At 72.9% G+C, this 14,832-nt stretch carries 1 protein-coding gene; it reads right to left on the bottom strand.

The genetic code is table 11. The features are described 5' to 3' along the window. Nucleotides 1-9: 9 nt before the first annotated feature. Nucleotides 10-14,658 carry an SDR family NAD(P)-dependent oxidoreductase gene (locus tag ACYQ78_RS05995; RefSeq protein WP_459799658.1) on the bottom strand — a complete coding sequence of 4,883 codons (14,649 nt, stop codon included), beginning with the start codon at nt 14,656-14,658 and terminating at the stop codon, nt 10-12. Nucleotides 14,659-14,832: the final 174 nt, after the last annotated feature.

Raw genomic sequence — 14,832 nt, 5'->3', positions numbered from 1 at the left:
GTCACCATCTCAGGAGACTCCGAGCTCGTTGTCGAGCAGGTCGAAGAGTTCGTCCGCCGTGGCCGTGTCCAGCTCGGCGGCACTGCGGGGGTCGCTCAGTTTGGCCAGCAGGCCGCGCAGACGTCCGGTGAGGTAGGCCCGCTCCCGGTCGTCCGGCCGGAGGCCGTCGAGCAGGGTGTCCAGCCGGTCGAGCTCGGCGTGGGCGGGCGGGGCGGTCTCACCGTCACGGGGGAGCCCGGCGTCCAGGTGGCGGGCCAGGGCGTCCGGGGTCGGATAGTCGAAGACGGTCGTGGCGGGCAGGGCCAGCCCGGTGACCGCGTTGATGCGGTTGCGGAGCTCGACCGCCGTCAGCGAGTCGAAGCCCAGTTCGGTGAAGCCGCGCTCGGGGTCGACGGCGGCGCCAGAGGAGTGCCCGAGGACACCGGCGACGTGCGTACAGACCAGATCGAGCAGGACCCGCGCGCGCCCGTCGGGGTCGAGCCCCGCCAGCCGGGCCGGGAGTTCCGGAGCCGCCGGGGCGGCGGCGGGCCGGGCCGGAGCCCGGACCAGCCCGCGCAGCAGCGGCGGCAGCGCGCCGGCGCGGGCCTGCGCGTGGAGCGAGGTGAGGTCGAGCCGCATCGGCGCCGCGGCGGCGTGCCCGGAGGCGACGGCGGTGTCGAACAGCGCCAGCCCCTCCTCCGTGGACAGCGCGCCGACGCCGGAACGGGTGATGCGGATCAGGTCGGCCTGGAGCAGGTCGCCGGTCATCGCGCTGCGGTCGGCCCACATGCCCCAGGCGAGCGAGGTGGCGTGGCGGCCGATCGAGCGGCGATGCTGGGCGAGCGCGTCGAGGAAGGAGTTCGCGGCGGCGTAGTTGCCCTGGCCGGGGGCACCGAAGATGCCGGAGGCGGAGGAGAACAGCACGAACGCGCCGTCTCCGGCGAGCTCGTGGAGGTTCCACGCGGCGTCGACCTTGGGCCGCATCACGGTGGCCAGCCGCTCGGGCGTGAGCGACTCGACGATCCCGTCGTCGACCACCCCCGCGACGTGCACGACCGCGCCGATCGCGACCCCGTCGAGCGCGGCGGCCAGCGCATCCCTGTCGGCGGCGTCGGCGGCCTTCACGCTCACCCGGGCGCCCAGCCCTTCGAGCTCGGCCACCAGCTCGGCCGCGCCAGGCGCGTCGATCCCCCGACGCGAAAGCAGCACCAGCTCACCGGCCCCGTGGGCCGTGACCAGATACCGCGCGACATGCCCGCCGAGCGTTCCGGTAGCGCCCGTGACCAGGACGGGCCCGGAGAAGTCGACCGGCTGAACCTCCTCGACGACCATCCGCGCCAACCTGGGCACGAACACCGCACCGCCACGAATCGCCGCCTGCGCCTCCCCCGAGGCCACAACGGCAGCCAGAGCGGACAACACACCATCGGCCAGCGGTCCGCCGAACACCCCGCCATCAGACACGGCGCCAATGGCCGACTCGCCGACGAACAGCGCGCCTTCGGCCGAGGAGGCACTCGGCGGCGGGGCACCAGTCCCAGTACCGCCTACATCCACCAGGACGAAACGTCCCGGATGTTCCGCTTGAGCGGAGCGGATCAGGCCCCACACTGCGGCGCCGGCGGGGTCCGGGTTCTGGTCGTGTACGGCACCTCGCGTCACCACCACCAATCGCGACGACACGTATCGGGTGTCCCCGACCCACATCTGCGCCAAGTCCAGCGCCTCGATGACCGCGCGATGGGTGGCGGAGACGACGTCGCCCGAAGGAACGATCGGCGCGAAAACCACATCGGGCACCGCGCCAGACGTTCCGCCGGGAACTTCGTCAGACATCCGGTCAGACAGCCCGCCAGGCACCATGTCGGACACTGCATCAACCAGTGCGTTGGAGCCCAGGCCAGGCACGATTCCGGATAGCTCGTTGGGCGTCAGGTTCCAGATAGGTAGCTCAAGGCCGATGTCGCCGAGGGTCGTCCAGTGGCCCGGAGATGCCGGGGTGACGGTTATCGGGGTCCAGTCGACCTGGAACAACGAGTCGTTGCGGGCTCCCGCCGCGCGCAGCCGCTCCCCGTTGACCGGGCGGGAGGTGAAGCCCTCCACTGTCGCGACCGGGCGGCCTGTCAGGTCGGTCAGGTCGAGGCTGATGGTTCCCGAGCCGGTCAGCCGGACCCGGACCTCCGTCGCGCCGGACGCGTGGAGTTCGACGCCGGTCCACGAGAACGGGAGGCCCGGCTCGTCGGACTCGGCGCCGGGGGCCAGGCGGCCGCTGTGGAGGGCGGCGTCCAGGACGGCGGGGTGGAGGCCGAAGCCGGACTCCGCCGACGGCAGGGAGACCTCGGCGAAGACCTCGTCATCGCGGGTCCAGGCGGCCACGACGCCCTGGAAGGCGGGGCCGTAGGGGAAGCCCGATTCGGCCAGGCGGTCGTAGAGGTCGTCGACCGGCGCGGAGACCGCTCCGGCGGGGGGCCAGACCTCGAACTCCGCCGGAACGGCAGTCGCCACGGACAACCGGCCGCTCGCGTGGCGGACCCACGGCTCGTCGCCCTCGGGGCGGGAGTGGATCGTCACCGGGCGGTGCCCCACGGCGTCGGGTTCGCCGACGACGATCTGGAGTTGGACTCCGCCCTGGTCCGGCAGGATGAGCGGCGCCTCCAGGGTCAGTTCCTCCAGCCGGTCGCAACCGGCCGGGGAGCCCGCCGTCAAAGCGAGTTCGACGAACGCGGTCCCGGGAAGCAGCACGACACCCATGACCGCGTGGTCGGCCAGCCACGGATGGGTCGCCAGAGCCAGGCGGCCGGTGTAGACGAAGCCGTCCCCGCCCGCCAGGGGCACGGCCGCGCCGAGCAACGGGTGTCCGGCGGCGCCGATGCCGAGGCCGGCGGCTCCGGCGGCGGTGCCGGGGGCGGCCTTCATCCAGTACGTCTCCCGCTGGAACGGGTACGTCGGCGCGTCGACGTCGGCGCCCGAAGGGATGACCTGCGCCCAGTCGACGGCGACGCCCCGCACGTGCAGCGTGGCCAGGGCCGTGATCAGTGCTTCGGTCTCGGGGACGCTGCGGGTCAGGGTCGGGATGACCGGCGCGTCGGCCATCGCGGTGAGCGCCGCGTCGGGGCCGATCTCCACGAAGACCGCCCCGGCGTGCCGGGTCAGCGTGTCGTGGAACCTGACCGTGTCGCGCACGTGCCGGACCCAGTAGTCGGCGTCCCGCCCACCCTCGAACGGGATGACCGGCTCGTTGAAGGTGAGCCCGGCGATGGCGCGGCGGAAGTCGTCCAGCATCGGGTCCATCAGCTGCGAGTGGAAGGCGTGCGAGACCTTGAGCCGCTTGCTGGTGGGGAAGCGCGCCGCCTCGGCCAGTACTGCGTCTTCAGGTCCGGAGATGACCACCGACGTCGGTCCGTTGATGGCCGCTATGTCGACATCGGGTGAAATTTCCCCAGGAGGAACCTGGAGAGCCACCATCGCGCCCCCGGAAGGCAGCGCGGCCATCAGCGACGCCCGTGCCGTGACCAGTGCGCACGCGTCGTCGAGCGAGAGGATCCCGGCGCAGTGCGCGGCGGCCAGTTCGCCGACCGAGTGTCCGGCCACCGCATCGGGGGTCACGCCCCACGACTCCAGCAGGCGGAACAGCGCCACCTCCAGCGCGAAGATCGCGGGCTGGGCGTAGGCGGTGTCGTCGAGGCCCTCCCCCGTGGCGATGACGTCGTGCAGGGGACGGTCGAGGTCGAAGCGGGCGCAGACCGCGTCGAAGGCGTCGGCGAAAACGGGATACCTGGAATACAGGCCGGAGCCCATCCCCGCCCGCTGCGAGCCCTGCCCGGTGAACAGGAACACCGTCGCCGGGTCGCTGCGCACGACGCCCTGGAGCGGATGGTGGCCCGCGAGGATCGCGTCGAGGCCGGTCAGCAGGTCGTCGCGGGTCGAGCCGGTGATCGCGGCGCGGTGTTCGAAGACGGTGCGGGTGGTGGCGAGGGTGTGTGCCAGACCTGTCAGCGGGGTCGTGGCGCCGATGTGTTCGCGAAGCCGTACAACACCTGCTTTGAGGGCCTCGGCGGTACGCGCGGACAGCAACCAGGGCACGAACGCGGCGGGATCCTCCCGCCGCGCCACGGCGGCGGGGGCCTGCTCGATGACCACGTGGGCGTTGGTGCCGCTGACGCCGAACGACGACACCGCGGCCCGGCGCGGGCGGTCGGATGACGGCCACGGCGTGGGATCGGCGAGGAGTTCGACGGACCCGGCGGTCCAGTCGACGTGGGGGGTGGGCTCGGCGGCGTGGAGGGTGCGCGGGATGACGTCGTGGTCGAGCGAGAGGACCATCTTGATCACCCCGGCGACGCCGGAGGCCGACTGGGTGTGGCCGATGTTCGACTTGACCGAGCCCAGGTAGAGCGGGGTGTCGCGGTCCTGGCCGTAGGTGGCGAGGAGCGCCTGGGCTTCGATCGGGTCGCCCAGTCGGGTGCCGGTGCCGTGGGCCTCGACGACGTCGACGTCCTTGGTGGTGAGGCCGGCGTTGGCGAGCGCCTGGCGGATCACCCGCTGCTGCGACGGGCCGTTGGGGGCCGACAGGCCGTTGGAGGCGCCGTCTTGGTTGACGGCCGAGCCCCTGACCACGGCGAGCACGCGGTGCCCGTTCGCCTTCGCGTCGGACAGGCGCTCCAGGAGCAGGAGGCCGACGCCCTCGCCCCAGCCGGTGCCGTCGGCGTCGGCCGAGAAGGCCTTGCAGCGGCCGTCGGCGGCCAGGCCGCGCTGGCGGGAGAACTCGATGAACGCGCCCGGCGTCGCCATGACGGTCACGCCGCCCGCGAGCGCCAGGGTGCACTCGCCGTTGCGGAGCGACTGGACCGCCAGGTGCAGGGCCACCAGCGACGAGGAGCAGGCCGTGTCGACGGTGATGGCGGGCCCTTCCAGACCGAGGGTGTACGCCACCCGTCCCGACACCACCGCCGTCGCGCTGCCCGTGAGGAAGTATCCCTCCGCGCCCTCCGGCGCGGCTTCGAGTCCGGTGCCGTAGCCCTGGGTCGAGGCGCCGACGAACACCCCGGCGGGGGTGCCGCGCAGGGTCGCCGGGTCGATGCCGGCCCGCTCGACGACCTCCCACGACGCTTCGAGGAGGATGCGCTGCTGCGGGTCCATCGCGAGGGCCTCGCGCGGCGAGATGCCGAAGAAGCCCGGGTCGAAGCCGCCCGCGTCGTGCAGGAAACCGCCCTTTTTCGTGTACGTCGTCCCGCTGCTGTCCGGGTCGGCGTCGTAGAGCGCGTCCACGTTCCAGCCCCGGTCGGCGGGGAAGGCGCCGATGGCGTCGGTCCCGTCGGACAGGAGTTTCCAGAGGTCCTCCGGGGTCCGCACGCCGCCCGGATAACGGCAGGCCATCGCGACGATGGCGATCGGCTCGTCGCTCGTGGACGCGGCCTGGGCCTGGCCCGTCTCCGCGGACACGCCGACCAGTTCGCGTTCCAGGTGGTCGGCCAGGGCGGCCGGGTTCGGGTGGTCGAACACGAGGCTGGCCGGGAGGCGCAGGCCGGTCGCGGTCTTCAGGCGGTCGCGCAGTTCGACGGCGGTCAGCGAGTCGAAGCCGATCTCGCGGAAGGCCCGGCGGGCGTCGACCGTCGTCGCGTCGGCGTGGCCGAGCACCCCGGCGGCCTGCTCCCTGACGAGGGTGAGCAGCGCGCGGCGGCGTTCGGTGCCGGTGAGCGCGGCCAGGCGGCGGGCCAGGCCGGAGACCTCCTCGGCGGGGCCGGTCTCCTCGTCGAGGATGCGTCGCGCTTCGGTCAGGTCGGCGATGAGGGGGCGGGCGCGTTCGGCGACGTAGCCGGGGACGAACCGGTCCCAGTCGACGTCGGCGACGGCCATGAAGGTGTCGTCGGCGTCCATGACCTGCTGCAACGCGGCGATGGCCAGGGCCGGGTCCATCGGGCGCAGGCCGCGCCGGCGCAGGTGGTCGCCCGCGTCGCCGGACGCGAGGCCGTCTCCGGCCCAGGCGCCCCACGCGACCGAGGTGGCCTTGGCGCCGCTCGCGCGGCGGTGGTGGGCGAGGGCGTCGAGGTAGGCGTTCGCTGCGGCGTAGGCGCCCTGGCCTCCCCCGCCCCAGACTCCGGAGTTGGACGAGTAGAGGATGAAGGCGTCCAGGTTCGGGAGGAGTTCGTGCAGGTGGCGGGCGCCGTCGACCTTGGCGGCGACGACCTCGCGCAGTTCCTCGGGGGTGGTGTCGGCGAGCGAGGTCCGCTGGCCGACTCCGGCGGTGTGGACGACGGCGTCGATCGCGTGTTCCGCGACCAGTTGCTCGACCGCCCGGCGGTCGGAGAGGTCGCAGGCGACCACCGTCGCGGAGAGTTCTTCCGCGAGTTCGGCCGCGCCCGGGGCGTCGGGGCCCCTTCTCGACACGAGGATCAGGTGCTCGGCGCCGTTGCGGGCCAGCCAGCGGGCGGCGTGCGCGCCGAGCGCGCCGGTTCCCCCGGTGATCAGGACGGTGCCGCGCGGGGTCCAGCTTCCGGTACTCGCCGGCTTCGGGGCGTGGACCAGGCGCCGGGCGAACACCCCGCCTGCGCGGATCGCCACCTGGTCTTCGTCTCCGGCCAGGACCGCGACCAAGCGGGCCGCCGCTCGGTCGTCCAGTTCCTCCGGTACGTCGATCAGGCCGCCCCAGCTCTCGGGGAGCTCCAGCGCGGCGACTCCGCCCAGGCCCCAGAGCTGGGCCCGCTCGGGGTGGTCGACCCTGTCGGCCTTTCCGGTGGAGACCGCGCCCGAGGTGACGACCCAGGTCTTCGCCTCCGGGTTCTTTACGGCCGCCAGCAGCTCCTCCAGCGAGGGGTTGTGCAGGATCACGCCTTCGAGGTCGCCCTCGGTGGGAAGGTCCAGCGGGAGCGTCTCGGGGACCTGCCAACGGCCCGTCGGAGCACCGCTGACCTGCACGGGCTTCCAGGTGATCGTGTAGCGCCAGCCGTCGAGGACGGCGAGTTCGTCGCGGGAGCGGCGCCAGGCGGTGAGCGCCGGGAGGACCTCGTCCAGGGCCTCTTGGGAGACGCCGAGGTCCAGGGAGCCGTCGTCGACGGCCAGCCAGAAGGCGGTGTCCCCGGCGGTCGCGGGGGCCGGTTCGGCAGGGGCGGGCCAGAAGCGCTGTCCCTGGAAGGCGTAGGTGGGCAGGTCGACGCGGTTGCCGGTGATCTTCCAGTCGACGCGTGCGCCCTTGACGTGGGCCTCGGCGACCGAGGCGAGGAAGCGGTCCAGGCCGCCCTCGCCCCTTCGCAGGGTGCCGGCCACGGCGGCGCTCGACTCCATGGCGTCGAGGGTTTCCTGGATGCCGAACGTGAGGCCGGGGTGCGGGCTGACCTCGACGAACGAGCCGTAGCCCTGGTCGACGAGGGCCCTGGTGGCCTCCTCCAGGCGGACGGTGTTGCGGAGGTTCCGGTACCAGTAGTCGCCGGTCATCGTGGTCGTGTCGAGCCAGTCGCCGGTGACCGTGGAGAAGAACGGGACGTGGCTGTTCTGGGGCGAGATTTCGGCCAATAAGCGGATCAGGTCGTCGTGGATCTCTTCGACGTGGTGCGAGTGGCTGGCGTAGTCGACCGGGATGACGCGGGTGCGGGCTTCTGTGTTCGCCCGGAGCTCTTCGATGGCGTCCACATCGCCGGAGACGACGACTGACGAGGGGCCGTTGATGGCGGCGATCGAGAGGCGGTCGCCTAGGTCGAGTTCGGCGGCGGGCAGCGCGACCGACATCATGCCGCCGCGACCGGCCAACGCCAGGATCGCCTTGCTGCGGAGGGCCACGACCGCTGCGGCGTCGTCGATGCTGAGGGCGCCCGCGACGCAGGCCGCCGCGATCTCACCTTGGGAGTGGCCGATGACGGCGGCGGGTTCCACGCCGTAGGAGCGCCAGAGTTCGGCCAGCGAGACCATCACGGCCCAGAGCACCGGCTGGACCACGTCGACCCGGTCGAGCTCGCCGCTCCGGGCGGTTTCGATGAGGTCCCAGTCGACGTGGGGGCGCAATGCGGCGGCGCATTCGTTGAGGCGCGCGGCGAAGACCGGGGCGGTGTCCATCAGCTCGGCCGCCATGCCGATCCACTGGGAACCCTGGCCGGGGAAGACCATCACGACGCGGTCGCCGCCCGGGACCACGTTTCCCTTGATCGGGGTGGCGGCGAGCAGGTCTGTGGTCGTCGCGCCCACGAGCACGGCGCGGTGGTCGAAGACCGACCGGGTCTCGATCAGGGAGGCGGCGATGTCGTGCGGAGAGGTGGTTGCGTCAACGGCCTCGCGGAGCCGGGCAAGCTGGGCATCGACGGCCGGTCCCGACTTGGCCGAAACGGGCCAGACGGCCGGGCGCACCGGGTCGATGGCCGAGCCGGCAGACGCTTCAGAGGCCTGGTGGAGCTCCGGGCCACCCGCCCCGCGAGGCTCCGGCTTGGGGGCTCGGCTGGGCTTGGGGGCGGGGGCCTCTTCGATGATGGTGTGGGCGTTGGTGCCGCTGACGCCGAACGACGAGATGGCCGCGCGGCGGGGGCGGGTTCCGGCGGGCCACGGGAGGGGCTCGGTGAGGAGTTCGACAGCGCCTTCGGTCCAGTCGACGTGGGGTGAGGGTGCGTCGACGTGGAGGGTCTTCGGGAGCAGGCCGTGGCGGAGGGCCATGGTCATCTTGATGACACCGGCGACGCCCGCCGCGGCCTGGGTGTGGCCGATGTTCGACTTGATGGAGCCCAGCCGTGCGGGTTCGTCGCGGTCCTGGCCATACGTGGCGAGGAGGGCCTGGGCCTCGATCGGGTCGCCCAACGTCGTGCCGGTGCCGTGGGCCTCGATGGCGTCGACGTCCTGCGGGGTCAGGCCCGCCCCGGCCAGGGCCTGGCGGATGACGCGCTGCTGGGACGGGCCGTTGGGGGCGGTCAGGCCGTTGGAGGCGCCGTCCTGGTTGACGGCGGAGCCCTTGATCAGGGCGAGGATCGGGTGACCGTGGCGGCGGGCGTCGGAGACGCGCTCCAGCAGGAGCATGCCCGCCCCCTCGGCGAACCCGGCGCCGTCGGCGGCGGCGGCGAACGCCTTCGAGCGGCCGTCGGCGGCCAGGCCGCGCTGCTTGCTGAACTCGGTGAACAGGCCCGGCGTGGCCAAGACGGTCACGCCGCCCGCGAGGGCCAGGTCGCACTCGCCGTTGCGCAGCGCCTGGGCGGCCAGGTGCAGCGCGACCAGCGACGACGAACACGCGGTGTCGACCGTGACGGCCGGGCCCTCCAGGCCGAACGAATAGGCGACCCGCCCCGACGCGACGCTGCCCGCGCTGCCGTTGCCGAGGTAGCCCTCCAGCTCGGTCAGGTCGTCGCCGCCGGCGATGAGGTGCGAGGCGTAGTCGTGGTACATGACCCCGGCGAACACGCCGGTCAGGCTGCCCCTGACGGTCTCGGGGCGGATGCCGGCCCGCTCGAACGCCTCCCACGAGGTCTCCAGCAGCAGGCGCTGCTGCGGGTCCATCGCGAGGGCCTCACGCGGGGAGATGCCGAAGAAGGAGGCGTCGAAGTCGGCCACGCCGTCGAGGAAGCCGCCCTCGCGGGCGTAGCTGGTGCCGGGGTGGTCGGGGTCGGGGTCGTACAAGGCCTCGAGGTCCCAGCCCCGGTCGGCGGGGAAGGCGGAGACGGCGTCGACGCCCTCGGAGACGAGCCGCCAGAGGTCCTCGGGCGAGCGCACTCCACCGGGGTAGCGGCAGCCGATGCCGACGATCGCGACCGGCTCGTCGGCGACGGCGGTCCGCTTCCTGACGGTCGCCGTGGTGCCGGAGAAGCGGCTCGACAGGTGCGCGGCCAGCGCCTCGGGGTTCGGGTAGTCGAACACGAGCGTGGCCGGAAGCTTGAGCCCGGTGGCGGCGCCCAGCCGGTTGCGCAGGTCGACCGCCGTGAGGGAGTCGAAGCCGAGTTCCTTGAAGGCCCGGGTGGTGTCGAGGGCTTCGGGGGTGGCGTACCCGAGCACGGTCGCGACCTGCGCCGCGACGAGGTCGAGCAGGTAGCGCTCCCGGTCAGGGGCGGCGGCCAGCCGGTCGGCGAACGACTCGGCCCCCGCGCTCTCGGCGACCCGCCTGGCGGGCGCCCGGACGAGCCCGCGCAGCAGCGGCGGCACCTGCCCCGACCGCCGCACCGCCGCGAGGTCGAGCCGGACCGGCACGATCAGCGGCTCACCCGAGGCCACACCGGCGTCGAACAGCGCCAGCCCTTCGGCGGAGGAGAGCGGCGCCACCCCGGAACGGCCCATGCGGCCGACCTGGGCGTCGTCGAGGTGGCCGGTCAGCCCGCTGCGCTCGGCCCAGAAACCCCAGGCCAGCGCGGTCGCCGGCTTGCCGTGGTGGCGGCGGTGGCGGGCCAGGGCGTCGGTGAAGGCGTTCGCGGCGGCGTAGTTGCCCTGCCCCGGCCCGCCGAGGATCCCGGCGGCGGCCGAGAAGAGGATCAGCGGGGCGTCGGTGAGCTCGTGCAGGTGCACGACGGCGTCGACCTTGGGCGCGAACACGGCGTCCAGCCGCTCGGGAGTGAGCGAGGCGACGACCCCGTCGTCGAGCGCGCCCGCCGTGTGGACGACCGCGCCGATGTCGTGTCTTTCGAAGACCTCCGCCAGTTGGGCGCGGTCGGTGACATCGCAGGCCTCGATCACGGCCTCGGCACCCAGGGCGGTGAGCTCCGCGAGGAGATCGGGGGCCTGCCCGGTGCGGCTGACCAGGACCAGGCTTGTCACGCCATGGGCGGTGACGAGGTGCCTGGCGACGAGCCCGCCGAGGGTGCCGGTGCCGCCGGTGACCAGGACGGTGCCGGAGAACTCGGGGGCCGTCTCGGGGAGCGGGGCGCGGGCGAGGCGGGGGGCGAGGAACTCTCCGTCGCGCACCACGACCTGCGGTTCGCCGGTCGCGACCGCTTCGGCGATCAGTGTTTCGTCGTCGGTGTCGACCAGGACGAAGCGCCCCGGCGTCTCCGATTGAGCCGACCTGACCAGGCCCCAGATGGGGGAGTTCGCCAGATCGTGGACGTCCTCCTCGCCGACGCCCACCGCTCCCGAGGTGACGAAGACGACGACGCCCTCGGTGTCGGCCTGGAGGTGTTCCAGCGCTCGGGCGGTGGCCTGGCGGGCCGCTCGGGCCAGGTCGCCGGCGGGTTCCGGGGCGAAGCGGACCACCGTGTGGTCCGGCGCTTCGGTCGTCGGGGTCACCGGCTGCCAGGTCAGCGTGTAGAAGGCGTCGTGGTGGGTGGTGGCCTTCTCGGGGGCGCGGGAGGTCAGGGCGCCGATGGTGGCGACCGGGGCGCCGGTCGGGTCGGCGATGGTGAGAGTGACCGTGGAGGGGCCCGTCGGGGTGAGGCGGACGCGCAGTTCGGTGGCGCCGGTGGCGTGCAGGGCGACGTCCGACCAGGCGAACGGCAGGCCCGGGGCGCCGTCCTGGCGGAGGAACCCGGTGTGGAGGGCGGCGTCGAGCAGGGCCGGGTGGATGCCGAAGCCGGGGGCCGGTGGGAGGGCGATCTCGGCGTAGAGGTCGGCGCCGTCGCGCCAGGCCCGCTTGAGGCCCTGGAACGCCGGTCCGTAGGCGAATCCGGTCTCGGCCAGCGCCTCGTAAAAGCCTTCCAGCTGGACGGGTTCGCCCACCGGCCAGGTCTCCAGCCCCTCCCCTGCCGAAGCGGCGGGGGCCAGGGTGCCGGTGGCGTGGCGGGTCCACGGGTCGTCGTCGCCGCGCCGGGAGTGGATCGTGATCGACCGGCCGGAGGTGACCGCGACCTGGACGGTGACCGACTCCTGGCCGGTCAGGGTCAGCGGGGCCTCAAGGGTGAGGTCTTCGACGAGGGCGCAGCCGGTCTCGTCCCCCGCGCGCAGCGCCATCTCGACGAAGGCGGTGCCGGGGAGCAGGACGGTGCCGTCGACGGCGTGGTCGGCCAGCCAGGGGTGGGTGCGCAGGCTGATCCGCCCGGTGAACAGGAACCCACCGGAGTCGGCCAGAGGTGCCGCGGCACCCAGGAGCGGGTGGCCGGGCGCGGCGAGTCCGGCTGCGGTGACGTCGCCGGTGCCGGCGGGCGGGCGGGGCCAGAAACGTTCCTGCTGGAACGGGTACGTCGGCAGCGCGACCCGGGTGCCGGTGATCTTCCAGTCGACGGTGGTCCCCGCCACGTGGACTTCGGCGAGCGAGGTCAGGAACCGGGCCGGGCCGCCCTCGCCGCGGCGCAGCGTGCCGACGACGGTGGCGTTGTCGGCGGTGTCCTGAATGGCGGAGGTGAGTCCGGGGTGCGGGCTGACCTCGACGAACGTGCCGAACCCCTGGTCGGCGAGGGCCCGGGTGACCTCTTCCAGGCGGACGGTGTTGCGGAGGTTCCGGTACCAGTACTCGGCATCCATCGTGGTGGTGTCGAGCCAGGTCGCAGTGACCGTGGAGAAGAACGGGACCTCGCTGCTGCGCGGCGCGATGTCGGCCAGCAGCCGGACGAGTTCGTCGTGGATCTCTTCGACGTGGTGCGAGTGGCTGGCGTAGTCGACCGGGATGACGCGGGTTCTCGCCGTTGTGGAAGCGCGGAGTTCTTCGATGGCATCCACATCACCCGAGACGACGACCGACGAGGGCCCGTTGATCGCGGCGATCGAGAGGCGGTCGTCCAGGTCGAGTTCGGCGGCGGGCAGCGCGACCGACATCATCCCGCCGCGCCCGGCCAGCGCCAGGATCGCCCTGCTCCGGAGGGCCACGACGGCGGCGGCGTCCTCGACGCTCAACGCGCCCGCGACGCAGGCGGCGGCGATCTCGCCCTGGGAGTGCCCGACGACGGCCGACGGCTCGACCCCGTGATGCCGCCACACCTCCGCCAGCGAGACCATCACCGCCCAGAGCACCGGCTGCACCACATCGACCCGCTCCAGCTCGCCACCCCGGGCGACCTCGACGAGGTCCCAGCCGACGTGCGGCCGAAGGGCCGCGGCGCACTCCTCCATCCGCGCGGCGAAAACGGGCGAGGTGTCCATCAGTTCGGCCGCCATACCGACCCACTGAGAACCCTGACCGGGAAAGACGAACGCGACCCGATCGGCAGTGGGAGACGCGAGCCCCTTGACAAGGCCGGGCGCCGGCTCGCCCTCGGCAAGGGCACTGAGAGCGGCCGAGTCGAACACAACCGCGCGGTGCTCCAGCGTGGCCCGGGTGGTCAGCAGGGAGAAGGCCACGTCCTCAGGAGCAGCCGTGACGTCACGAAGGCGACCGGCCTGCGCCTGCAGCGCGCCGGCGGTCTTACCCGAAATGACCCACGGCGTGGTGGGCCGGGGCCCGCCCGGCTTCTCGGGCTGCCCTGAGGCTGCCTCGGGCGCGGGGGCCTCTTCGATGATCGTGTGGGCGTTGGTGCCGCTGACGCCGAAGGACGAGATGCCCGCTCTGCGGGGGCGGTCGCCCTTGGGCCAGGGCTGGGCGTCGGCGAGGAGTTCGACCGCGCCGGTCGTCCAGTCGACGTGAGGAGTGGGGGCGTCGACGTGAAGGGTCTTGGGGAGGAGGTCGTGGCGGAGGGCCAGGACCATCTTGATGACTCCCGCCACGCCGGCCGCCGCCTGGGTGTGGCCGAGGTTCGACTTGACGGAGCCGAGTTTGAGGGGTTCCGTCCGGTCCTGGCCGTAGGTGGCGAGAAGCGCTTGGGCCTCGATCGGGTCGCCCAGCGTCGTGCCGGTGCCGTGGGCCTCGACCGCGTCCACGTCGGCCGTGGTCAGGTGGGCGTCGGCGAGGGCGCGGAGGATCACGCGCTGCTGGGACAGGCCGTTGGGGGCGGTGAGGCCGTTGGAGGCGCCGTCCTGGTTGACAGCCGAGCCCCTGACGACGGCGAGGACCTCGTGGCCGAGGCGCTGGGCGTCCGAGAGGCGCATCAGCAGGAGCATGCCGACGCCCTCGCCCCAGCCGGTGCCGTCGGCGGCGGCGGCGAAGGCCTTGCAGCGGCCGTCTTCGGCCAGGCCGCGCTGGCGGGAGAACTCCACGAAGGCGCCGGGCGTCGACATGATCGTGATGCCGCCCGCGATGGCGGCCGAACATTCCCGCGAGCGCAGCGACCGGACGGCCAGGTGCAGCGCCACAAGGGAGGCCGAACACGCCGTGTCGACGGTGACGGCCGGGCCCTCCAGGCCGAAGGCGTAGCTGATGCGGCCCGAGACGACGCTGGCGGCGTTGCCGGTGGAGACGAAGCCGCCGACCGGCTCCTCGGAGGCGACCAGCAGGCCGGCGTAGTCCTGGCCGTTGGTGCCGATGAACACGCCGGTCTGGGTGCCCTTCAGCGACAGGGGGTCGATGCCGCCGCGCTCCAGGACCTCCCAGGAGGTCTCCAGCAGGAGCCGCTGCTGCGGGTCCATGGCGAGCGCTTCGCGGGGCGAGATGCCGAACAGACCGGCGTCGAAGTCTCCGGCGCCGGTCAGGAATCCGCCTTCCCGGGTGTAGCTGGTCCCGGGGCGGTCGGGATCGGGGTCGTACAGGGACTCGAGATCCCAGCCACGGTCGGCGGGGAAGCCGCCGACGGCGTCGCCGCCCTCGGCGAGCAGCCGCCAGAGGTCCTCGGGGGTGCGCACGCCGCCCGCGAAGCGGCAGCTCATGCCGACGATCGCGATGGGTTCGGTCGCGTCGGTCTCCAGCTCCCTCAGGCGATGCCGGGTCTGCTGGAGATCGGCCATGGCCAGTTTGAGGTACTCGCGGAGGGTCTCTTCATTCGCCATTCGATGCCACCCCGTAAGAGTGTCCGGCCCAGGTAGTCGGCATTTGTGCTTTTCACACCTATCGCCAATTCGCGAATTTCGTTCGCAACGCTATGTGGCGATATATCGGGCCAACAACCCCTGGGCACCCCTACCGAACCCGTCCTCCACCTGCGAGAACACCGATCGGCAGGG

It is taken from the genome of Herbidospora sp. RD11066 (genome assembly GCF_054661255.1).
This window is presented reverse-complemented; position numbering and strand designations above follow the sequence as displayed.

Bases quoted from the DNA above. Each gene is read 5' to 3' on its own strand.
- ACYQ78_RS05995 (WP_459799658.1), bottom strand. From the start codon at position 14,658: ATGGCGAATGAAGAGACCCTCCGCGAGTACCTCAAACTGGCCATGGCC.